General features: G+C 40.5%; 21 protein-coding genes. 15 read left to right on the top strand and 6 right to left on the bottom strand.

From position 1 onward, the window contains the following. Positions 1 to 535: 535 nt before the first annotated feature. From IQ236_RS16260 to IQ236_RS16270, 3 genes are all read left to right on the top strand, one after another. On the top strand, positions 536 to 4,006 hold the full coding sequence (locus IQ236_RS16260) for a response regulator (RefSeq protein WP_193870265.1): 3,471 nt from the start codon (positions 536 to 538) through the stop codon (positions 4,004 to 4,006). Positions 4,007 to 4,041: 35 nt separating this feature from the next. Then, positions 4,042 to 4,257, top strand: a complete 216-nt coding sequence (locus IQ236_RS16265) for a calcium-binding protein (protein ID WP_190515224.1) — start codon at positions 4,042 to 4,044, stop codon at positions 4,255 to 4,257. Positions 4,258 to 4,397: 140 nt separating this feature from the next. Beyond that, positions 4,398 to 4,967, top strand: a complete 570-nt coding sequence (locus IQ236_RS16270; protein ID WP_193870266.1) for a 2'-5' RNA ligase family protein — start codon at positions 4,398 to 4,400, stop codon at positions 4,965 to 4,967. Between the two features lie 16 nt (positions 4,968 to 4,983). Here IQ236_RS16270 and IQ236_RS16275 read toward each other — a convergent pair whose 3' ends face one another. Together IQ236_RS16275 and IQ236_RS16280 are read right to left on the bottom strand one after the other, a co-directional pair. Further along, positions 4,984 to 5,838, bottom strand: a complete 855-nt coding sequence (locus tag IQ236_RS16275; protein ID WP_193870267.1) for an Rpn family recombination-promoting nuclease/putative transposase — start codon at positions 5,836 to 5,838, stop codon at positions 4,984 to 4,986. 147 nt (positions 5,839 to 5,985) lie between these two features. Further along, on the bottom strand, positions 5,986 to 6,912 hold the full coding sequence (locus IQ236_RS16280; RefSeq protein ID WP_193870268.1) for an alpha/beta fold hydrolase: 927 nt from the start codon (positions 6,910 to 6,912) through the stop codon (positions 5,986 to 5,988). Between the two features lie 152 nt (positions 6,913 to 7,064). Here IQ236_RS16280 and infC point away from each other — a divergent pair, with 152 nt between their 5' ends. The 4 genes from infC to IQ236_RS16300 all read left to right on the top strand — a co-directional run bounded on the left by infC (position 7,065) and on the right by IQ236_RS16300 (position 12,380). After that, complete coding sequence (gene infC / locus IQ236_RS16285) at positions 7,065 to 7,598, top strand: translation initiation factor IF-3 (protein WP_190516254.1); 534 nt, start codon at positions 7,065 to 7,067, stop codon at positions 7,596 to 7,598. A 169-nt stretch (positions 7,599 to 7,767) separates the two neighbouring features. Continuing rightward, entirely contained in the window at positions 7,768 to 10,806 is a 3,039-nt protein-coding gene (locus tag IQ236_RS16290) for an MFS transporter (protein WP_193870269.1), read from the top strand. Between the two features lie 92 nt (positions 10,807 to 10,898). Continuing rightward, complete coding sequence (locus tag IQ236_RS16295; RefSeq protein WP_072718411.1) at positions 10,899 to 11,384, top strand: Crp/Fnr family transcriptional regulator; 486 nt, start codon at positions 10,899 to 10,901, stop codon at positions 11,382 to 11,384. A gap of 45 nt (positions 11,385 to 11,429) precedes the next feature. Further along, positions 11,430 to 12,380: a bestrophin family protein gene (locus IQ236_RS16300; protein WP_193870270.1), complete on the top strand. Its 951-nt coding sequence runs from the start codon at positions 11,430 to 11,432 to the stop codon at positions 12,378 to 12,380. Between the two features lie 12 nt (positions 12,381 to 12,392). On the opposite strand, the gene IQ236_RS16305 is transcribed toward IQ236_RS16300, so the two are convergent. After that, positions 12,393 to 12,731, bottom strand: a complete 339-nt coding sequence (locus IQ236_RS16305) for a DUF4870 domain-containing protein (protein ID WP_193870286.1) — start codon at positions 12,729 to 12,731, stop codon at positions 12,393 to 12,395. Between the two features lie 329 nt (positions 12,732 to 13,060). Between IQ236_RS16305 and IQ236_RS16310 the strand changes: the two genes are divergently transcribed. The 5 genes from IQ236_RS16310 (at position 13,061) to IQ236_RS16330 (ending at position 17,411) form a co-directional block, all read left to right on the top strand. Further along, positions 13,061 to 13,705 (top strand): bifunctional 4-hydroxy-2-oxoglutarate aldolase/2-dehydro-3-deoxy-phosphogluconate aldolase, encoded by a 645-nt coding sequence (locus IQ236_RS16310; RefSeq protein WP_193870271.1) that lies wholly within the window; start codon positions 13,061 to 13,063, stop codon positions 13,703 to 13,705. A 207-nt stretch (positions 13,706 to 13,912) separates the two neighbouring features. Continuing rightward, the gene (locus tag IQ236_RS16315) at positions 13,913 to 14,494 is read left to right on the top strand and encodes a L,D-transpeptidase (protein WP_407676157.1); all 582 of its coding nucleotides are present in this window, start codon (positions 13,913 to 13,915) and stop codon (positions 14,492 to 14,494) included. A 2-nt stretch (positions 14,495 to 14,496) separates the two neighbouring features. Continuing rightward, entirely contained in the window at positions 14,497 to 15,213 is a 717-nt protein-coding gene (locus tag IQ236_RS16320; protein ID WP_193870272.1) for a metallophosphoesterase, read from the top strand. A 20-nt stretch (positions 15,214 to 15,233) separates the two neighbouring features. Then, positions 15,234 to 16,766, top strand: coding sequence for a leucine-rich repeat domain-containing protein (locus IQ236_RS16325; protein WP_193870273.1), 1,533 nt, complete (start codon positions 15,234 to 15,236; stop codon positions 16,764 to 16,766). A 21-nt stretch (positions 16,767 to 16,787) separates the two neighbouring features. Then, complete coding sequence (locus IQ236_RS16330) at positions 16,788 to 17,411, top strand: cysteine hydrolase family protein (RefSeq protein ID WP_193870274.1); 624 nt, start codon at positions 16,788 to 16,790, stop codon at positions 17,409 to 17,411. Here IQ236_RS16330 and IQ236_RS16335 read toward each other — a convergent pair. Next, positions 17,395 to 17,673: a hypothetical protein gene (locus tag IQ236_RS16335; RefSeq protein ID WP_072718405.1), complete on the bottom strand. Its 279-nt coding sequence runs from the start codon at positions 17,671 to 17,673 to the stop codon at positions 17,395 to 17,397. The genes IQ236_RS16330 and IQ236_RS16335 overlap by 17 nt on opposite strands. Before the next feature lie 495 nt (positions 17,674 to 18,168). Here IQ236_RS16335 and IQ236_RS16340 point away from each other — a divergent pair, with 495 nt between their 5' ends. After that, positions 18,169 to 19,254 (top strand): metallophosphoesterase family protein, encoded by a 1,086-nt coding sequence (locus IQ236_RS16340; RefSeq protein WP_193870275.1) that lies wholly within the window; start codon positions 18,169 to 18,171, stop codon positions 19,252 to 19,254. Between the two features lie 148 nt (positions 19,255 to 19,402). Here IQ236_RS16340 and IQ236_RS16345 read toward each other — a convergent pair whose 3' ends face one another. Beyond that, positions 19,403 to 20,002 (bottom strand): hypothetical protein, encoded by a 600-nt coding sequence (locus IQ236_RS16345; protein WP_193870276.1) that lies wholly within the window; start codon positions 20,000 to 20,002, stop codon positions 19,403 to 19,405. 74 nt (positions 20,003 to 20,076) lie between these two features. After that, positions 20,077 to 21,336, bottom strand: a complete 1,260-nt coding sequence (locus IQ236_RS16350; protein WP_193870287.1) for an FIST signal transduction protein — start codon at positions 21,334 to 21,336, stop codon at positions 20,077 to 20,079. An 804-nt stretch (positions 21,337 to 22,140) separates the two neighbouring features. Between IQ236_RS16350 and IQ236_RS16355 the strand changes: the two genes are divergently transcribed. Both IQ236_RS16355 and IQ236_RS16360 read left to right on the top strand, forming a co-directional pair. After that, positions 22,141 to 22,362 carry a Calvin cycle protein CP12 gene (locus IQ236_RS16355; RefSeq protein ID WP_193870277.1) on the top strand — a complete coding sequence of 74 codons (222 nt, stop codon included), beginning with the start codon at positions 22,141 to 22,143 and terminating at the stop codon, positions 22,360 to 22,362. Positions 22,363 to 22,481: 119 nt separating this feature from the next. Next, on the top strand, positions 22,482 to 23,102 hold the full coding sequence (locus IQ236_RS16360) for a DUF3177 family protein (protein ID WP_193870278.1): 621 nt from the start codon (positions 22,482 to 22,484) through the stop codon (positions 23,100 to 23,102). The last annotated feature ends 94 nt before the right edge of the window (positions 23,103 to 23,196 follow it).

Genomic DNA, 23,196 nt, shown 5'->3' on the forward strand with positions numbered 1-23,196 from the left:
ACAAGAATATATATAAAATCCTTGCACCTACCTCTTCCTAAGAACAGCCAACAATTCCGCACCCAGGATGATCAAGGTACAATAAATATTGTGCATCAATATCCTGATTGTGGTTATACCTGCATCGGATAAGTAATCAATGAGTATCTTGATCATCAAAGGTTGGATGCAGATGTCCAACAAGAATCAACAAAGATTGAGAGAGGGTCGGGGTTTCTGGGGTTAACAATTGAACCACAAACGGCATCTGACACGGGAAAACCGATTCAACTGAGAGCAGCGATTCCTTCTAGTCGGATGGGTACAAAAGGGGCTGGGCTTGTTGGTGAGCAGTTGAGGGTTAGCTATCCATCCTCAAGACCCAACATCCAACACCTAACACCCTAGAAGCATAAGATTAATAGGGGGCATCCTCAATCACCAAACCACTTGACACGTTCTTAACCCTGATAACCCGGTAGGGGCGGGTTCACCCCAATCTGTTACCCACACAGAACGCAAGCCCCCTACAGCCCTTGCAGCAGGAGATCGGTGCATGAATTCCCTGAAAAAATCTAAGCCGACTATCTTAGTTGTCGATGATGAACCCGATAACCTAGATCTGCTGTATCGCACTTTTCATCGGGAATACCGGGTATTGCGAGCAGAAGGCGGGCCGACGGCGCTGGACATCTTAGCGTCTCAATCTGACGTGGCTGTGATTATTTCTGATCAACGAATGCCACAAATGAGTGGGACGGAATTTTTGAGTTTAACGGCGGCTCAATATCCCGATATTATTCGGATTATTCTTACAGGTTACACCGATGTTGAAGATTTAGTTGAAGCGATTAATTCGGGTAAAGTCTTTAAATATGTGACTAAACCTTGGGACGCAGACGAACTCAAGGCGATCGTTAAACAAGCCTTAGAAACCCATACGGTTCTCAAATCCCGCACCGAAGAACTGCGACGGGCACTCCAACAAGAATCCCTTCTCTATGCCGTTACCAATACCATTCGTTCGGCCCCCAACTACCGGGAAATGCTACAACGGATTGTGGAAACGGTGGGTCAAATGTTTGAGGCCCGCTATTGCCTTTTGCGACCGTTCCAAGATGGGCAAATGGTAGATGAATGGTTTATGTATGAGTCAGGACGGGGAGAACTTCTGGATACTTCGGATGATCAAAAGCCCTCAACGGATCTCCTGCAATTATTAGTGTGGGAAACGACTGATGTTGAAGTCATCCAAGAAGCAGAAACCGATGAACGGGTGGTATCGGTGATAGAACGTCAACAAGCTTATACTCAATCTCAGATTCGCTCTAGTTTGGTTGTCCCCCTATTCTACAAACTAGACTTAATGGCTGTTTTGGCGTTGCATCACTGCCAAGACTCTCATGTTTGGCAGGATCATGAGGTGCAGTTGGTGATTACTGTTGCGGATCAGGCGGCTTTAGCCTTGTCTCAAGCTCGCGCCTATGAACAAGTCCGAGAACTGGCTAAACGGGAGGCGTTGGTTAATACGATTACTTCTGCTATTCGCTCTAGTCTTGATCCCCGTACTATTTTTGCGGCTATTACGCAACAGTTGGGAGAGGCGTTACGGGTTGATGGTTGTGCTTTATCGTTGTGGACAAGAGATGATGAGTATGTTCAATGTGTGGGTTTATATGATGCGGCTCGACAAGCTTCTTTGGTGAGCGATGAATGGTGGTCAGAGTCTCCCCTCGCGGGTGTGGATGCGACGGTTCACGCTCAACAATTTCTGGAAATGTTGCCGCAGTCTTTGGTTCCGATTCGGGGAAATCCGGTGTTACAACAATTGTTACGCACCCGACAACCTGTTGTGATTCAAGATTTAGATTTACAACCAGAATCTCATATTGCCGAATTACCTCTGCGTTCCGCTTCTAAAGCCTTAATGGTGGTGCCTTTACTTTCCGACGGTGAGATTATTGGCAGTATTTCCCTGCGACAAAATAATCGGACTCGCAAATGGCTGGATTCAGAAATTAATTTGGTGGAAGTGGTGGCGGTACAGGCGGCTTTAGCAGTGCAACAAGCTCGTTTATATCAAAAAACTCGACAACAAGCGGAACGATTGTTAGAAGCTGATCGGATTAAAACGGAATTTTTTCAAAATATTTCCCATGAGTTTCGCACTCCCTTAACGTTAATGATTGGGCCGTTAGAATCTGCCATTAATCAACAGCAAGATTTACCCCAAGAACAAGCTAAAATTGCTTTACGAAATTCTCGACGGCTGTTACGGTTAGTCAATCAATTATTAGATTTACAACGGTTTGATGCTGGACGAATGCAGCCGAGTTTCCGTCCTTGTGATTTGATTGCTTTTTGTCGTAGTACGGTTGAGTCGTTTCAACTTTATTGTCAGAAGAAAGAAATCTATTTAAAAACGGAGTTACATTCTTGTCCGTTGTTGTATTTAGATTTGGAACGTTTTGATAAGGTTCTTTATAATTTACTGTCGAATGCCATGAAGTTTACTCCGCCTTCTGGTACGATTACGTTGAGGGTTGAACCCTTGGGGGATCATTGTCGTCTGCAAGTTCAAGATACTGGCATTGGGATTAAACCGGAACAAATTCCTTATTTATTTGAACGGTTTCGTCAAGCGGAGGGTTCGGCGAATCGTTCTTATGAGGGATCGGGTTTAGGATTAGCTTTAGTTAAAGAATTAGTGGAACTTCACAAGGGGCAAATTTCTGTGGAGTCGGTTTATGGAAAGGGTACAACTTTTACGGTTTGGTTGCCTTTAGGATGTTCCCATTTACCGGGGGAACAGGTGTTAGAAATTCCGGCGGAATTAAATTCAAGTCGTGCTTCGGTGGAGTTTGCGGATATTGATGTTGATGTTATGGATGAAGATTATTCTGATGGCTCAGAAACTTCTGAAGAAATCATGGCTTTGGGGGACAATGGTACTTCTACAAATTTAGTTTTGGTGGTGGATGATAACCCGGATTTAAGGCGCTATGTCTCGAAGATTCTTCGCCAATCTGGATACAATGTTGTTGTGGCTTGTAATGGTCATGAGGGGTTTGAAATGGCTCAAAAATATCATCCAGAGGTGATTATTACGGATTTAATGATGCCGTTGGTATCGGGGTTGGATTTAATTCGGTTAATTCGAGAAAACACCGAATTGAAGGGGACTCCGATGATTTTATTAACAGCTAAGGCGGATGAGGATACCCGCTTAGAAGGCGTTGAACGGGGGGCTGATGCTTATTTATCTAAACCGTTTAATGATCGAGAGTTGTTGGCAGAGGTGAAGAATTTACAGTCGTTAAAAGAGAATGAACGGCGTGTTGCTGAGTTGAATCGGTATTTAACAGAGTCTGTTTTGAAGCGGTTTTTACCGGAAACAATGGTGAAAAAGGCGGCAACGGGTCAGTTAGCATTGGATTTGAGTCCTGAACCTCGATTAATTACTATTCTATTTAGTGATATTGTGGGTTTTACCCAAATGTCAAATCAATTACAATCTCAGGGAATTGCTGTGGTTCTGAATGAGTATTTGGCGGAAATGACACGGGTAATTTTTGCTAATGGGGGGACGGTGGATAAGTTTGTTGGGGATGCGGTGATGGCTCTCTATGGCGCGCCGGAGGAGTTACGGCCTGAAAAACAGGTTAAACAGGCGGTGAATTCGGCACGACAAATGTTACAATCCCTTGATAAACTCAATCAACGCTGGCGAGAACGGGGGATTTTCGGTGAAAATGGCGTTGAACCTGTGCGTTTCCGGTGTGGAATTCATATTGGGACGGCTGTTGTTGGGATGTTTGGATCTCCAGAGCGTTCTGATTATACTGCTATTGGCCCAGCAGTGAATATGGCGGCTCGTTTACAGGAAGTTGCCCACCCAAATAGTATTTTAGTGTCTAAAGAGGTGGCTGATTATCTCCCTTCTGAGGATATTATCATCGAAGAATTCCATAAGTTAAAAGGCATTGGCGACAAAGTATTAACGGTTATGATTACTCCCCAAGCCTAGGTTGTTTTAAGTGATTAAAAGTTGCAATTAAAGTTATGGCTAGTATTGAAAAGGATGAACGCAGGGAAGAACGCATTACCTACGCAATCATTGTAGATGCTTACGATGAACAAGAAGTTGCCATGGGTTGGTACTACTACCTAAATGATAATATAAATTTTCCGTTGGCTGCAAAATCGATCAGAAAAGTTAAGAAAATGGAGAAAATTCAAGAGAAAGAAGTTAATGTATGCTGTTCAGCCCTTAAATAATAACAGAACCTATCGAGCGATCGCAAACACTACCTAATATGAAGTCCTTAACTTTTTGCTACAAATAATAACTTTTTTCACCCCCTATTCCCTATTTTCTTCTCCCTTCTGTTCCCTGTTCCCTACTATAGATTAATTTTATGAAACCTTCAGAACGACTGTTTTTTATTGCTTTACTTCCCCCACAAAAAATTCAAAATCAAATTACAGAAATTAAACATTATTTTGCCCAAACCTATAATAGTCGTCATGCGTTAAAATCTCCACCTCATATTACCTTACAACCTCCGTTTAAATGGTTAATAGAAGACCTGACAACTTTAGAACACCATTTAACTACATTTGCCCTTAACTCTTCCCCTATTCCTATAACTTTGTCAGGGTTTAATGCCTTTCCGCCTCGTGTCCTGTTTGTGAATGTAATCAAAACCCCTGAATTAATTAATCTTCAACAAGCGTTAATGAATGACTTAGAACAACAACTTAATATTGTTCATGAAGTCTCGAAAAAACGTTCTTTTTCTCCTCATGTAACCGTAGCGTTTAAAGATTTAACTCCAACAGCATTTAAAACCGCATGGCCAGAATTTGCCCAACGTCCGATTTATTTTGAGTTTACTGTCTCTGAATTAACGTTATTAATTCATGATGGACAAAATTGGAACATCAAAGCACAGTTTCCTTTCTTAAATATTACTTTTCCTCAATAGTTAATCATGACTCACTTTAAGAGCGCAACTCTTGAACGGTTTTTAGACTTAATCCTGTGACTTGAGCGATCGCTTCATCACTCAGTCGATCCAGTAGGTTTCGAGCAATGTCACGCTTTTCCTCCTCGCGTCCCTCCTCGCGTCCCTCTTCGCGTCCCTGTTCACGTCCCAGGGTGATCGCTCCTTGCTGATCATAAATAAACATTTCCCGACGTTCTAAATCTTCTAACTCCTCAGCCGTTAAGTCGGCTTGATTAGCAATTTCAAAAGCTCGGTGTAGTTCAGGAATATCGTCCATATTTTCAGGAATAGATGTCAGCGATCGCGCAAATTTGATAAAGTAAATCCATTTATCGGTAATGGTTTCAAGCTGGTCGAGTTCTTTGGTAAACTTAGGTAACTCAACGAATAATAACTCAATATCATTATCATGATAGTACCAACCTTCAGATTTTTCTCGATAAACAAAACGAGAAATCATTTGCTCCTGATCTGGGAACATCTCAAAATCAGTAATTGTTAAAGCAATAACGGGTTTAAGCATTCGATACCCTTCTCCAGCTTGCAATTGAAAAGAATAGGTTTTCGCCGCATTAAACAAAACCCTTTTGCCAAAAGATTGCACGTTTAAAACCTGCATTTCAATAAGGACAAGTGTGCCGTTATTCAGTTTGGCTTTAACATCGAGATAGGTATCTTTAAAACCGGCGATTTTAGGCGGTAAGTTGGGATTGATAATTTCTAAGTCTTCAATGGTAGAATTACCTTCATAAACCAAGGCATTGAGAAAGCTAATCAAAATGTCTTTGCTTTCGGTAGAACCAAATATTTTTTTAAAAGCGTAGTCCGTTTTGGGGTTGATAAATCTCATGATTTTTGTCAAATCTGTTTGCTATAGATTCTATCAATTCAGAAGGTAACTGACGAACTTGACAAACGCCGCCTGGAATGAGACAATATTGTTAGGGCTGACATGGGGATACACTTGATTTAATATTCAACATAAAAACATCAACCCTTAACCCCAATCAAAGCTTTCCTTCAGCCAAGTTAAAATTTCAGCATTCACCCGTTCCGGGCATTCATCATGGGGGCAATGTCCAGCATTTTCCAACTCAACTAATTTTAAATTCGAGTGATATTGTAAATATTGACGAGGGTTGGCAAATTGAATAGGAATTAATCGATCTTGTAAACCCCAAAGCAACAAAATAGGCGCATTTAATTGAGGGAATAAAGTTTTAACCGCAGGCCCTAAGCGAGGGCTGCCCATTGTTTTAAAAACAGAACAAAACGCCCGTGCTGCACCCCGTTCTAGGGCAGGAGTTACTAAAATTTCAACCAATTCATCAGTAATCGCATTGGGATTATCATAAGCTAACTTTACCCAACGACGAATAAAACTCGGACGACGGGCAAGAGAAAAGAATAATCTTAAAACTGGAGGAGAAGCCACAATATTTTGTACCGTTTCCACCACAGGAATTGCCCAGGGCGGTAACATTTCTAACTGTAATCCAGGGTCAGGAAGACTAATTAAAACTAATCCTTTCGCTAATTCAGGATATTGAGAAGCCACCATTAAACTAATCAAAGAACCAATGGAATTTCCCACTAAAATTACAGGTTCTCCGATAAATGTTTGCCAAAAATCATAAACTTGCTCCACCCATAACTGAGCCGTGTAGGGAGCGATCGCTTTTTCAGAACCTCCAAACCCCAATAAATCTAAAGCATAAACCGTATTGCTTTGACTCAATTGAGTTAAATTGTATCGCCAGTGTCCAATAGATGCCCCAAACCCATGTAAAAAAATCATCGGGGAACGGGGAATTGAGGAAGAAGACAAACGAGGGCGATTATAAGCATAGCGAATGCGCCAACCTCGCCAAATCCAATCCCGTTGACACCCAACTTGGTGTTGCCAGCCTGTGGAACTAACCAAACATCCTCCGCTCAAAACATAACTTTACAATTTCTAATCTTAACGTTTCTGGAATTTAGGTTAAATTAAGGACAAAATATCGATGGGAGTGAGTACAATAAGAAATTGTAGATCTATCTCACCATCCTATAAATCGCTTGCAAACTTCTTTAATGCCTGTGACCGATAAAAAAATCAATCGCAATTTGCCTCCAATCAACGAAAATATCCGGTTTCCCAAAATCCGGGTCATTGATGCAGATGGCTCTCAGCTTGGGATAATCACACCCCGTGAAGCCATGCGGGTGGCGGAGGAAAAAGAACTCGACTTGGTATTAGTCAGCGACAAAGCCGACCCTCCCGTCTGTCGCATTATGGACTATGGCAAGTATAAGTACGAACAGGAAAAGAAAGTTCGAGAAGCCAAGAAAAAACAACACACCATTGACGTTAAGGAAGTCAAGATGCGCTACATTATTGACGAGCACGATTACAAAGTGCGCGTCAATCAAGCCAAACGCTTCCTGCAATCAGGAGATAAAGTCAAAGCCACAATTATGTTCCGGGGTCGGGAAATTCAACACAGTCACCTCGCTAAAGAACTCCTCGACCGTATGGCTGTTGATTTACAAGAATTGGCTGAGGTGCAACAAGAACCCAAACAAGAAGGACGCAGCATGATGATGTTGCTCTCGCCTAAGAAGTAGGGTGTCGGGTGTCGGGTGTCGGGTGTCAGGGTTAACAAAAACAACTCTTCAACCTGAAACCTGAAACCTGAAACCTGAAACCTGAAACCTGAAACCCGATAGTCGCAACAAATCGGTTAAACTCTAATATTAGACTTCCGATAATCACACAAAGGGGTTTGGGCATCGCATGGACAAGCCAGTGAGTAGTTCCGCTCTGGTGGGACAAGGGGTGCTGCGGGGACTCAATCTCCGTCAGGAAGAAGTAGAAAGAACCCTACTGATGTTTTTAGTGTATACCTTGGCATCAGTCGGGTTAATTTGGTTAGAACTCAGTACCGTAGGCTTATTTCTGGATGAATACGGTGCCGATAAATTGCCTTGGATTTATATCGCCAGTGCAGGAATGGGTTCAGGGTTAGGCTTTATCTATTCGTCGCTGCAAAAAGTATTTCCCCTGCGTCGGGCAATTGTGATTATCTTTGTGATGATGGCAATTCCTTTGTTTTTATTTCGCTGGGGGATGGGGTTATCCGAGGTTAAAATATTAGGGTTAAGTGTTCAATTTATAACGCTATTTTTAATGTGGTTATGGGTGGAAGCCTCTTATGTTCTCAACGACTTAAATAATTCCATCACCGCTAACCAACTGTTTAATATTCGAGAAATTAAACGCACTTATCCGATTATTAGTAGCGGATTTTTAGTGGCTGGGGTAATTAGTGGATTTTCCCTACCCGTGCTATTAAGACTCGTTGGACTCAATAACGTCACCTTGGTTTCCGGTGTCATGGTACTCCTAGCCGCCGGAATATTATTTTATCTATCTCAACGCTATGGTCAATCCTTCCCAGATTCCACACGCTGGACACCGGAAGACGAAGAACAAGAATTTAGCACTCGCAACCTCAAAGGCCCAGTATTAGGGTATGTGATTCCTTTAGTCTCCTTTTTTGTTCTAGCAGAAGCGTTATATGTTTTAGTAGATTTCCAATTTTTTAGTCAGTTGGAATTTCAAAATGATGCAACCGGAGCCAGTGGCATTGTTAGCTTCCTGGGAATTTTTGAAGGGATTTTAAGTGTTTCTCAAGTCTTAACTCAATGGTTCGGTTCTAGCCGTTTGGTTGAACGCACGGGGGTCTTTGTAACCGCCATTGTTTTACCCGTTGGGGTGATTATTTTAGGAACATTTTCCTTAATTGGTGGGATCACTGGACTATTTTCTGTGTTTGTGGGATTTGTGATCCTGCGGTTTTTAGATGAATTATTCCATTACACCTTAATTGAAACCACCGGAGCCGTTTTATTTCAACCCCTACCGGATCACGTTCGCAGCGATATTCAATCTATGGTGAACGGGGTGTTTGAACCCATGTCAACGGGGGTGACGGGGGTACTGATTTTAATCACCCTTTGGCTCACCAGTATCATTTTACCCAACTCTAGCGAAACCCAGTTACACAGTGAACAGGGATTAGTGTTCGTGGGTTTGATCATCCTAATGGCTTTGGTTTGGTTGTTTGTCGTTTGGTTGATTCGAGCCCAATATGTCAGTTTACTGGTTCGCAGTGCCGAACGGGGACGGTTGAGTGTCTCAGACATCGATATGCCCCAACTCAAGCGCAATGTGGTTGAAACCTTGAAAAAACCGGGAGAAGACGCGGATAAGCGATCGTGTATTGAACTCTTGAGTCAACTGGATGCGAAAAATGTTGGGGAAACCCTGGTTCCTTTGCTCAATAGCCTTTCCCCTAGCCTCCAGCGTCAAAGCCTAGAAATCATGCTGAATCATCCAAATCCAGCTTATTTAGAAGACATTCGAGCCCTTACCCAAAGCAATCTTCCCCCAGAAGTTCTCGCCCTAGCCTTACGATATCTCTGGTTAACGGAAACCAACCCCGACATTGAACAACTGCGTCCCTATCTCCAAAATAAAGTTGATCCCGTTGTCCGGGGAACCGCCGCCGCCTTAATTTTACGTCGAGGCGATCGCGAACAAAAAGCCGCCGCCACCAACACCATCCGACGCATGATCACCTCTGGCCAAGAACGGGAACGGGTGATGGGGGTTCGCGCCCTGGGAGAAGCGGATTATTTACAAGGACTCCGCCTCTATCTTAACGATTTATTACAGGATGAATCTTTGCGGGTGCGTTGTGCCTTGTTAGATGTCATTGCTTCAACCCATTTGGAAGAATACTATCCCTCATTAATGAAGGCACTCTCCTATCGTTCTACACGGGATACAGCCTTACAAGCTCTTGTCAGATTGGGAAATGAAGCCATTCCTCTATTAATGCAGCAAGCTAGTGATATCTATAAACCCGATTTAGTTCGCTTACAAGCTTGGACAGCTTTGGGTGAAATTGCTACCACTGAAGCCCTCGATACCCTCATTAGTGAATTAATGATTTCCTGGGGAACCACCCGGCGCAATATCTTGAAAATTTTACTAAAAATTCCTCAAGATGCGGGAATTGAAGGGGTATTAGATCGAGTAGGACGAACAGGGGTAGAGGTTTTAATTGAGCAGGAGTTAATGTTTATTGGTCAAATTTATGCCGCTTTGCTGGATTTGTCCTTAGAAAAACCTATACTGTCGGACTCAGAAGATTCCGATACCTTTGACCCCTTTGCTCCCGGTATCCCCGATCTGCAATCTCCTCAACAACTATTAAAAAGAGCCTTAGAAGGATTAGAAGTTGATGCGGTGGATCGCTGCTTTTTGCTCATGAAGTTTTTGTATCCTCATAGCTCAATTCAAGCGGCTTCTTTTAATATTCAGTCCAATTCTTCTTCTAATGTAGCGCGAGGTTTAGAAATCCTGGATAATGTCGTTGATATTGTTCATAAGCGCGCCTTAATTAGCGTTCTCGATCAGCACTCTAAAATCGAGAAATTGGAGAATTTATCCGATTTAGTCAATTATCAACCGCTTAAACCCAGCGATCGCCTCCGCCGTTTATTAGAATACCGTCATTTTCTATCGGACTGGGCCCTAGCTTGTTGTTTTCATCTGGCCAGAAGCGCTCGTTGGAGCTTAACAGCCGAACAAACCCTTATGTCCTTGCGCCATCCCACCGGGTTTGTTCGAGAAGCTGTCTTAGCATATCTAAAGATTGCCTCTCAACGGGCTTTGATAGAATTATTGCCAATGCTACAAAACGATCCTGATCGTTTAGTCGCAGCCCAAGTTGAGGAATTTATGGTGCAACTTGGAGTGAAGTAGGCTGTGTGGAACAGGCATCTTGCCTGTTAACTAGGGTGTGTGGAACCCGACCCTGCTCCTAAAATCTGAAAATTTTAAATTTTAGTAAACCTATGTTAACCAGCGTTGAACGCCTTTTATTTGTCAGGGGTGTCCCGATTTTTAAAGAATTGCGAGACGATTTTTTAGTCCGTCTAGCATCGGTCATGGATGAGTTATCCTTCCCCGAAGAACATAGTATTTTTACCGAAGGTCAAGAAGGAAGAGCACTTTATATTGTCGTCTCTGGACGGGTGCGAGTTCATATTGGCGATCGCAATTTGGCTGAGTTAGGAAAAGGAACCTGCTTTGGCGAAATGTCTTTATTTGATGCCGAACCTCGTTCAGCCACTGTTAGCACCTTAGAACAGTGTGAATGTCTAGTATTGACGCAAATGCAGCTTTATGATGCTATTGATGAAACCCCAGGTATTGCGATTAATATTATTCGCCTCTTATCTCGACGAATTCGAGAACTCAATCAAAAGTTAAATGCTCAAACCCCAACCCCCACTGTAGAAGGAAATAAAATCGTAGAATTGCGACCTTCAGCCGGATAATCTGTTAACGAAAATGGTCAGGAGAAGAACAAGTTAAAATCCTCTATGTCTACGATTGAAAACAATTGGTTTCAGTTAGCAATTCGTATTAAAAGCTCCGTCATTCCAGCCATTATGCCCCGTGTACTTTTATGCACAACCTTGGGCATTCTAGTTTCTATATTTGAGATTCAAGGTTTCCCCCTCCCTACTGAAGCATTGAGCTATTTAGTTTTTCCTGATTTAGTTCTCGGTTTATTATTAGTTTTTAGAACAAATACGGCTTATGATCGATTTTGGGAAGGCCGAAAATTGTGGGGAACTTTAGTTAATACTGTTAGAAATTTTGCCCGTCAAATTTGGTTAATAGTTCCTGAAAAAGAAGTCAGTGAAACTGATGAGAAAATTGCCGTATTAAAATTATTAGTTGCTTTTGCCGTCGCTACAAAAATTCATCTCAGAGGAGAACAAATTAATCCTGAAATTGAGGCTTTAGTTTCTCCCGAACAATATCAAAAACTGCTCAAGATGAATCATCCGCCTCTGGAAATTGCCTTTTGGATAGGCGATTATTTACAAGATCAAAATAAAAAGCATCATCTGCATATTTATCAATTGACTGCTTTATATAAACTCCTAGATACTATGGTGGATGTTTTAGGAGCTTGTGAACGAATTTTAAAAACTCCTATTCCTTTGGCTTATCAAATTCATCTACAACAAATTTTATTAATTTATTGTTTGATTTTACCGTTAAAAGTTGTTAATAATTTAGAAGCATTTACAGGGTTGGTGGTGGCGATTATCAGTTTTACCTTACTGGGAATTGAAGAAATAGCCCGCCAAATTGAAAATCCGTTTGGTTATGACGAAAACGATTTACAGCTTGATGCCATTTGTCAAGCCATGTTAAAAAATATTGAGGATTTAGTGTCTCTCCCTCCCAGCGTTAAAACCTATGAACCCGACCTAAAAACTTCAATTGATCGAGATAACTTGATCAACCTTCCTGAATAAAAATCAATACTCTTATCCTTCAACAATCCGAAAAATGAACGGATAAGAATAGGGTTTATCCGGGTTAGAAACCACAGAAATAATTGCCAAAATCGGCATAATAAAGCTAACGAGAGCCAAAACTAATAATAAAGGAAACCCGATTAATAGAAAGGTGAGAATCCAAAATACAAATCCATAAATGTATAAATTAATATGGAAATTTAACGATTCTCTCGCGTTTGCTTTAACAACCGGATCTTGGGAGAAAAATAAAATCCCAATGGGAATTCCAATGGCGACTATCGTAGCACTAAAGAAAATTGCACCATGACTAAATGCTGATAAAATTAGCCGTTGATCTCGATCCATGACTAACGCTCCTTTCTCAATAATCAATACATTATAACTCAGTTAACACTTAGGTGGTGTGGGTCTTACCTTAAGGAAGATTAAGAAATCCTAATTTAAGCAGAGAGGAGAAACAACCGTCGGGAAGGGATCTGAACAAACCAGGGAAAAAAACGATCTTTTAAACTAGCGGATTTTTCTTGAAAGACTTCAGCTTGTAAATGTTAATCTTCGGAATTTTAAGGAGAAGTTTGGAGAATCTAGCCTTGACGGTGATTAAGGTTTTTGGGCTTAAAAGATGATATAATAATTACAGTATTTATTAAATTTAAACGCATTTTAAACGGACAGTGACTTCTGAAATTTGGTTATCTCTGTTAAAACAATATCGCGCGATCGCAGTTATCCGCGCTCCTAAACGACAACTGGGAAAACAAATGGCACAAGCAACCGCCACCGGAGGAATGGGGTTAATTGAAATTACTTGGAATAGTGATCAAGCTCCTGAATTAATTGCAGAGTTACGCTCTGAATTACCTGACTGTGTGATTGGAACCGGAACCTTATTCACCGTTGAAGATGTCAAAAATGCGATCGCATCGGGGGCTCAATTTCTGTTTTCTCCCCATACTAACCCGGCAATGATTCAAGCCGCAAAACAAGCGGAAATTCCCATCATTCCCGGTGCTTTAACCCCTACAGAAATTATCACAGCCTGGCAAGCTGGAGCCAGTTGTGTTAAAGTATTTCCGATTTCTGCCGTTGGCGGTGTGGATTATCTTAAAAGTATAAAAGGGCCGATGGGAAATATCCCCCTAATTCCCACGGGAGGGGTAACGTTAAACAATGCCGTTGCCTTTATTCAAGCGGGAGCGATCGCGGTAGGACTAGCCGGAGATTTATTTCCCCCTACTTTAATCATAGAACAAAATTGGGATGCCATCGCACAAAAAACCCAAATACTCCTGCAACAGTTATCCGAAATTTCCAATTAAATCGGTGAAGCAATCTTGACAAGGGCAATCAAAATTTGTTGTCAATCCCCTTTGACAATCGACCGTCTTAGAATTACCCTGTAATTAAGAGAAATTAGCAGGGATAGCGTCGCGATCCAGTCATCAATCTCTAGGGATTTGAACCTCTAATTCTATCTAATCCCCCAACCCATTCATCTGCATTGAATTCAATAAGAGGAGTAGATCATGAAAACCCCAAACGCTTTCCTAAAACCTATCGTTTTTTCCCTTTTTAACCCCTTCAATAGATGCAATTCTACCCCTAACTTTTCTTTAAAAAAATTCCAGCCTTTAAAAATTTTAGCAACGGGGGCAATTCTAACAGTTATGGTAGGATTGACCGAAGGAAATTTAGCGATCGCCAATGAAGAACACAACTTAATTGCGCGTAATATGATGGAATTACAGAAATCATCAGAACGCTGGATTTTAATAGATTTATCTCGACAACGGTTAATTGCTTGGGAAGGAAATCAACCCGTTTATGCGGTAATTGTTTCCACCGGAAAAGCGGACACCCCCACCCGTACTGGAGTCTTTAAAGTCTACACCAAATATGAAACGACCCGCATGACAGGCCCCGACTACGATGTCCCGGATGTACCCTATACGATGTACTACGATGGAGGGATGGCAATTCATGGAGCCTATTGGCATAATTTATTTGGGACTCCGGTATCTCACGGATGTACAAATGTTGCAGTCAATCATGCCAAATGGTTGTTTGAATGGGCATCAGTCGGAACCCCCGTTATTGTGCACGACTAACTATGAGAATTATTGCGATTGCGGATATTCACGGTTGTTCCATGGCGTGGGATACTCTCATGTCAATGATTCAACTTCAAGCGGATGATTTAATCATTACCCTAGGGGATTATGTTGATCGAGGGCCCGATTCTAACGGCGTACTTGAACGATTAATCACCCTCCACAAAACCGGACAGTTAGTGGCGTTACGAGGAAACCATGAAATCTTAATGTTAGAGGCGCGGAATTCTCCTAAACAGTTCGATGCTTGGTGTAAGTGGGGAGGGTATGAAACCTTAGCTTCCTATCCAACCAGCCAAACAACAACCGATTTAGAAAATATTCCCTCCCACCATTGGGAATTTCTGGAAAAGAGTTGTGTAGACTATTGGGAAACAGAAAACCATTTTTTTGTTCATGGGAATGTTGACGCCCAACTTCCCTTAAATGAGCAATCTACTCAGCAACTTTTGACGAGTAAATTTTATTCGGCTAAACCCCATATTTCAGGAAAAACTATGATTTGTGGTCATACTCGTCAAACCAATGGTAAACCTCTAAATTTAGGCTATGCCATTTGTATTGATACTTGGGTTTATGGGAATGGTTGGTTAACGGGTTTAGACGTTAATAGTGGTCAAATTTGGCAAGCTAATCAAATGGGTCACTCTCGAACGGCTTGCATTGATGAATTTAAACCCTCTGATTCCAGTAAAAGATTGTTTCCGATTTCATAATTAGAAACCCCAAAATTTCTATGATCTTAATCCCTATTTTATCGAGGTTATTCCCTGTAGGAATTATACTGACCTTGGGATTATCCAATTGTGCTGTGATTTCTCAAGGGTTTGAACCCGTTTCCTCTAGTTCTTCTCCCTCAATACCCCCTGAAGTTCAAGATTTCACAAATTTATGTAAAAATCGCTCTAATCTTTCCTCAGACGTTGCAAAAACTATTCATGAATTATTAAAAAAATTAGAGACTACCGATTGTTTACAAGCGAATCAAACTTTATTAAATCTGAGCGAACTCGATCTCAGTAATACTTATATTTCTGACCTAACTCCCCTTGAATTTTTAGTGAGTCTAAAAACCCTAAATTTAAACTCTAATCAAATTTCTGATTTAACCCCCCTTTCCGCCTTAACTGATTTAACCCAACTGCATTTGAGTGCTAACCAAATTGTTGATATTCGTCCGTTATCCTCCTTAACCCAGCTAACTCAATTAGATCTTAGTGTTAATCAAATTTCTGATCTGACTCCCTTATCTAATTTAACCAATCTTACCGACCTAGCATTATTTAAAAATCAAATTTCTGATCTGAGTCCCTTAAATACATTAACTCAGCTTACACGACTTCAACTGTTTACCAATCAAATTGCTAATCTTAGTCCTTTAGCAAAGTTAACCCGTTTAAAAGAACTGCATTTAGATTCAAACCCCCTGGGGGATATTCGGGCTTTAACCCCTTTAAAAAACTTAACAGAACTGCACTTAGATTCCACTCAAATTAAAGATATTCAAGCCTTATCCTCCTTAACTCAGTTAGATAAACTGTATTTAAACTCTAATCAAATTTCTAACTTGAGTTTCTTAGAAAATTTAACCCAACTGACTGAACTTTATATTAAATCTAATAAAATTATCACGATTCCTTCTTTAGAATCCTTAACTAACCTCAAAATTCTAGCGTTAAACGCAAATCAAATTTCAACTTTAAATTTCTTAGGGACTCTAACCCAATTAAATAAACTGTACCTTACATCTAATAATATTCAAGATATTAGTCCTTTATCCAACTTAACCAACCTTCAAGAACTTTATCTCAATGATAATCAAATTTCTAACCTGACTCCTCTATCTTCCTTAAAAAATCTAGTCGTTCTCGATGTAAGCCAAAATCAAATATCTGAATTAAAACCCCTCTCCCCTTTAACAAATTTGACTCAACTTAATATTAGTTTGAATCAAATTAAAACCCTTGACCCGTTAGCATCTTTAACCAATTTAACGGATTTAAACGCAAACCAAAATCAAATTCTTGATATTAAGTCTATCTCTTCCTTAAAAGCTCTTAAAACTTTAGATTTAAGCCAAAATCAAATTAACAGTTTAAATTCCCTCTCTTCTCTATCAAATTTAAACACAGTTTCCTTACAAAAAAATAAGATTTCCGAAGTTAAATCTTTATCCAATTTAAACCAGTTAAAAGAACTGAATTTAATGGGGAATCCTCTTTTAAAAAAAGAATGTCCCGTTTCTCCCGAATCTATTTGCTTGTTTTAAACTTTTACCCTTTATGTGTTTATGAGCCTTAATTTTTCTGATAAATGGCAACCCTTTGCACTGCTTTTAATTGATGTTCAAAATGATTTTTGGGAACCTCAACTCCAAGCAGCTTTTCCCGAATTTCCAAACAAGATTCGTCGCCTGCTCAACTTTTGTCGCCAAGAAGAACTAGAAGTGATTCATTTACGCGAAGTCTTTGAAGCGGATAGTTCTAATTGGCTACCCCGATATCGTTTAAGAAAACGTGCGATTTGTATTCGAGGAACATCCGGTGCTGAGGTATTAGATTGTGCGAGGGAGATTCCAGGGGAAAAAGTCTTTGAAAAGTACACTTTAGATGGATGTCAAAATACCCAACTGATTGATTATCTTCAGACAAGAGGTAAACGTTTTTTACTCACCGCCGGATTAGCGACTTCTGTGTGCGTTTTGTTTACCGCCGCTTCCACCGCTCAATTGGGATTTTTAACCGTGATGATTTCTGATTGTTGTGCTGATTATCCAGAATCTCACGGGATTACACTTAAGCGTTATTTAAACTATTTATTAGAAGTCGTGACCTTGGAAGAAATTCCCTCCTGTTTAGAAATTTGGCACTCTCAAATTCAACAACTGGAGGCTCAAATTAACAGCGTTGAGTAATACCCCGCAGAGAATCCATTAAACTACTATATTCCGAAGGATTGAGCACACCCGCGCTATAAAACTGAGCCAAACAACTATTAATCGCATTAAAGGTTGACTCTCGTTCTACCCAACATTTTCCGCCACTGAGAGCATCTTCGGCAGATGAATAGTCTTCGCTGGAGGTCAAATACCCGCCATAAGGAAGAATAATTTGCCATTTCCAGCGATGACGGACACTTAGCGCGGAGATTAATAAGCCGTAATAGTCCTTGTGCATCGGTATACTGCTAAAAAATCTTTAACAATTATTTAAAGATTGTATTACACTTCTTAAAGAATTTCAACACTTTTTAGACTTATATTAAAAATGAGTATATATACAGATTGACATTCATAAAAACAATCATTTTTCTGTATTCAAAAATACAGATTGTCGTTACAATGAACTTTGTTCAAAGATGAAGATCTCGTCTTATTTTATTTACATAAAGAAAAAAATATAAAAACTTTAATCCCAATCCTTCAACAAGATAGAGATTTTTACTCAAACAAATCGTCGTAAATATATCAAGAAATGTAACGTAAATATTAAAATTCTTAATATACTTTAAAATCCCCCGTTAATTTCGCTATATTCTTTTAATAAAGATATCAAAGCCGATTTACAAAATCAATCTCATGAAACACATTGATTCCGGTTATCTCATACCCTAATCCGGTCAATTTTGGTGTTAAGCAATGCCTTTTTATTTCCCTTTATACTGATTTCTTTATGAGCTTAAATTTTAAATTTGCCGTTGTCAGTGATTTGCATATTGCCCTACCCCAGACCATTTGGGATCATCCCAATCGCTTTCATTTAGTTGAAGTGAGTATTCCTGCTTTAGAACTGGTATTAGAGCATTTAGGACAGTTAGATTTAGATTTTCTCCTCTTACCTGGAGACTTAACCCAACATGGAGAACGAGACAATCATCAATGGTTAAGTCAACGGTTAAGCCAGCTTCCCTACCCAGTTTATGTTATTCCCGGAAATCATGATCTTCCTGCTTTAGAAAGTCAGAAAAATTTAATTGGTTTTCACGAATTTTCTCAGTATTATCGTTCCTTTGGATATCAACAACCTCAAGGTTTAGATTATACCCAAGAAATTTTACCCGGTTTACAATTAATCGGATTAAATTCCAATCATTTTGATGGCCAGGGTAATCAAATCGGCTGTTTACAAGAAGAACAGTTAGAGTGGCTAGAACAGGTATTATCCCAAGTTAAAAATCAATTGGTTTTCGTGATGATTCATCATAATGTGATTGAACATTTACCGGGACAAGCGACAAATCCGTTGGGACGACGGTATATGTTAGAAAACGCCCCTCGCTTTTTGAATTTATTAAAACAAGCCGGAGTGCAGTTAGTTTTTACCGGACATTTGCACGTCCAAGATATTGCTCAATGGCAAGGAATTTATGATATTACAACAGGATCATTAGTCAGTTATCCCCATCCCTATCGAGTCATTCATGTCAATACAAATGCTCAAGGAAAACCCGTCTTGAAAATAGAATCCCATCGCATTACTGCCGTTGAAGATTGGCCGGATTTACCGTTAAAATCAAGAGAATGGATGGGTGAGCGTTCCTTTCCTTTTATGATGAAATTATTAACGAATCCACCCTTAAAATTAACCGTTCAAGAAGCTGAGAAATTAGTTCCTCATCTCCGCTATTTTTGGGCAGATATTGCTAACGGAGATGCTCAATTTAACTTTGAAGTGTTTCCGCCAACTGTTCGCCGTTACTTTGAAGGATTTAGTGCAACGGATCAGATTGATAATTTTGCTCAGTTAATTTTATCCTAAAAAAAGTTCAGGACTCAGGGACTAAAAGTTAAAATTTCTTTCCTGTTCCCTGTTCCTTGTTCCCCATTCGTAATTCGTAATTCGTAATTCGTAATTCGTAATTCGTAATTCGTAATTCGTAATTCGTAATTCGTAATTCGTAATTCCCTTAAACATCAAAATAATCTGAAAGATTACTGCTTTGGGCTAACAATTTATCTAAGGTATCAAATTGAAACCAGAAAACAAGATTGCGGTCGGGGAACGTTTGAACTGTTCCAATAACGGCTAGTGAATATTTAGGAGATAACGTTCCTAAGAGTAACTGTCTGAGATTTCCTTCTTTATATTTAGGAATCATATAAGTAATTCCATATTCACATAAGGTGCTAATGACTCCCATAATCCCATTATAAAAAATATTACCAACTTCACTAAAAATGGCTTTTTCAAACACATCTTTATCTAATTTTCGCCGATCTTGGTTATCAATTAAATCAATTAACATCCCGGCAGTGGATTTAGGAAACATGAGTTGACTATTCCCTTGAAACTCTCCTGTAAATACCAATTCCATTGCCTTGAGATCCGTTGAACCTAACTGTTTTTCCAGTTGAAGCGTCAAATGCTGGGGGGGGAATAGATCCAAAGAAAGTAATTTTAATTTTATCGGGGATCGAGTAATTGTTTCTAGCATCGAATCAGTCCGATCAATGCCGACTTTAAATAATTGTTCCAAGGCTAAAAGATGCTCTGAATTTCGCTTCATAAATTTTAAAGACTGAGTTTTTACTCGATAGGTTGGTACAACTCTTTATTCCTCTTGTGATCATTGTAGAAAGGTTAATTTTTCCTTTGCCGACAAATGCCAAAGACCGAGGTATAACCATGCAAAAATGTTCCATTTCCAACAGGGCCAATCTCACCATTACAGAAAAAGCCACTCAGAGGAATGTTCAAATACCGTCGGAAGAGTTCAGAATCAAAGTTAGGTTCCCCATAAAGTCCCTCTCCCCGTCCTAAACAGGAAAACATTAACGCCGCCGCATTAGTCAGTTCTTCGGGAAAAGAAGAAGCTTGTCGTTGATAGCGTTCCATTAACAATTCTAAATCTTCTGCGGAGGTGCGAGAATCGCGCAGGTGAAATTGAATCCGTTGTCCTGGACGAACGCGATCGCCAATGGCAATGGCCCCGGCCCTCGGATCAACCCCAATTAAATTACGGATTAAAAAATCTCCCGGTTCTAATTTTTGTTTAAATTCATCCCGCACAACCCCAACAAACAGGGAATTTTGAGCAAGTTGTCGATCTTCTTCGTTTAAGTCCTGTACGAGGTCTTGCAACGCTTCTAAGGGGGATAAACGCACGGATACCCCAGAAGAAGCCATTTCCAAATCCCCATCCTCCCCTTGAGTTTCCACTTCTAAGACAATATTGCGTTCCCCTTGGGTGACTCGGTAGGGATGGCCAATGGGACGACAACCTTGGGCGACAATGGTTTCAATCACAATATTCCCGTGCAAGGCTAAACCGACAATTTCTTCCGAGTACCGTCGGGAACCACAAAACACTCCCGTTGTTCCTCCCATGACACCCGTACTGGCCAGTCCTCCCACTTTCACCGAACCCGGATAGGCATAGTCTAAACCTTGCAAAAAATCATTGATTTGACCGAAATACGGATCAACAAGAATAATAAATTGCGGCTGATCTTCCGGTTTTACCCCAATTAAGTCCACCCACTGATCCGGGGGACTATCCAAATCGGGTAAATCGTCGGCGGATATATGAAACGGATGAACTTTAACATCAGGTAAATTGGCCAACATCAAACTGAGAGCAGGTTCTCCCTCGATTTCTTGAGCTTGATGCCTAGAATTCATCCCCACAACCCCCCCAGCACCACAACCAATCAAAGTGGGAAGACAAAGCTGTTCTTGGAGTAACGGCATTAATCTGGAATAGTCACTGGCAAAGGCAGAGGAAATAAAGACTAAGCCTAAATCTGGAGAAGCGCGCAGGTGATCTTGAGCTAGTTCCACGACTTCCTTAATCGCCGCTTCTAATGAAGGACGTTGGGATAAAGCACTCACCCAGCGCATCGGTTTGGTTGTCGATTCTGCCATTTTCGCCCTCCCTGAATAGTCTGCTCTCTTGTGTTAAGATAGCAGATTGTGTAGAAATACAGCAGATACACTATTTCTGACCGTTGCCATCTGGGTTAACTCCAGAGTTGCCCATGTCCAAGAGTGACCCAATCTGGCATAATTTATCAATTAATTGGGTTTAAAACCTCCCCCTTTTAGGGGGACTTTGTGGTAAAATATTGATGCTTTCAGGTTGAAATTCCGGCGCACATTGTGAAAATTCTGCTGAAATAGTGCAGCACTTTTGAGGGCGAAATCAGACAAGCAAGAGCTACCGAATACTCTTTAAACAGGATAGTAACCGAAAACTCGGTGAAAGAACAAGTCAAAACTTTTTGTCGTCAGACAGATAGGGTAGGGCATACCCAAATCTGGGTTGAAATACCAAAACGCTTGGAGAGCCATCCACAAACAGGGCAACTAGATAACAAGTGATTTTCTAGCCTGCTCGGATGGAACATAACAATGTAAGACCTAAGTAGGGGGAACTCGAAAGGGCGGTTGTTAGCTCAAGAATCCCCACTGTTCCAAGGTGAGGGAGTGTCAATGATCTGTAACACAATTAGTTCAACGTCAGCAAATCTTAAAAAATCCAGCTTGAAGTTGTGGTTAGATTAAGACTGATGTATTACAGTGAGGGGGGAAATCCAGACTTTGGCTGCACTCGGCAGTAAAATGGACAGAGTGAGTAACCCTTACTTAATGTTCTAAAGTGGGATTAGAACCTGTACTTAGTAGATTGGATTTAACGAAAGGTTTATGAACAACATCAACGAACTCATCGAGAAAGAACGAGAAGAAGCGCGTACCGTCTGCGATGTTAGCGGTGCTAATTCTAAAGAATGTGCAGCAGCTTGGGATGCTGTGGAAGAATTACAAGCTGAAGCTTCACACCAAAAACAAGAAAAACCCAAAACTTCTTTCCAAGTTTATTGCGACGATAACCCCGATGCTGCTGAATGTCGGCTCTATGAAGATTAATCAACCATTTGATCAGGGAAGAACTCTTCTCTAAAGTTTGCTGATTGATAAGCAACTGGGATTTAACTAGAGTTAACCCAGTTGCTTAATTTTTATAATATTGGGTTTGATGATTCAGAATGTTCAATCCTTTACTGGCTGTACAATCTCCTTGGATTCAACCGTTCGTCTGGATGGATTATCGATTAGCGGTTATCTTTACAGTTATCCTGCCGTTAATCATCTCAATTTGGGCGTTTGTTGGGAAAGTAGAAGCAATTCAACGGTTAATGGTTATCTATTGGCGTGTTGCTAGTTTGTTGATGATTACCGTTTATTTAATGATCGCGGCTCTACCGATTAGTTTTCTCTCTTCAATAATGGCACGGATTTTAATTCCGATTAGCCTCTGGTTTTGGGTGGATCTCAATGAAGAAGTTTCAGAAATGCCCGCTTCAGCCCTCAAGTTAGTTTTTACGGCTTGGCGGTGGGCTGTGACCGTTTATAATACTTTAGGTGCGATCGCTTTCATTCCTTTCCTACATTGTGCATTTTTTAAAGGTCAAAAAGAATTATTAGCCGATCCAAATTGTCGGGTATGGTTAGATCCCCCTTGGTTATATAAAGCAACCTTTCATCCCAACTTAACTGAGCAATTTTTAGGCTTTTTAGCTTTAGTGGGTTTAGCATTTTATATTCTGTGTTTAGGTTATTTTGTATTCTTTAAATTAGGAAAACAAGGACGTTCAGCTATGGGGTAAATTCATCTCTTAGGGGTAGGTTTTAGGATATTTTAGGTTAACGTATTGAAGCCACCCCTAGGGAAAGCCACCCAAGATATTTCCTATTTAACGC

Source organism: Planktothrix mougeotii LEGE 06226, assembly GCF_015207485.1.
Taxonomy (GTDB): Bacteria; Cyanobacteriota; Cyanobacteriia; order Cyanobacteriales; family Microcoleaceae; genus Planktothrix.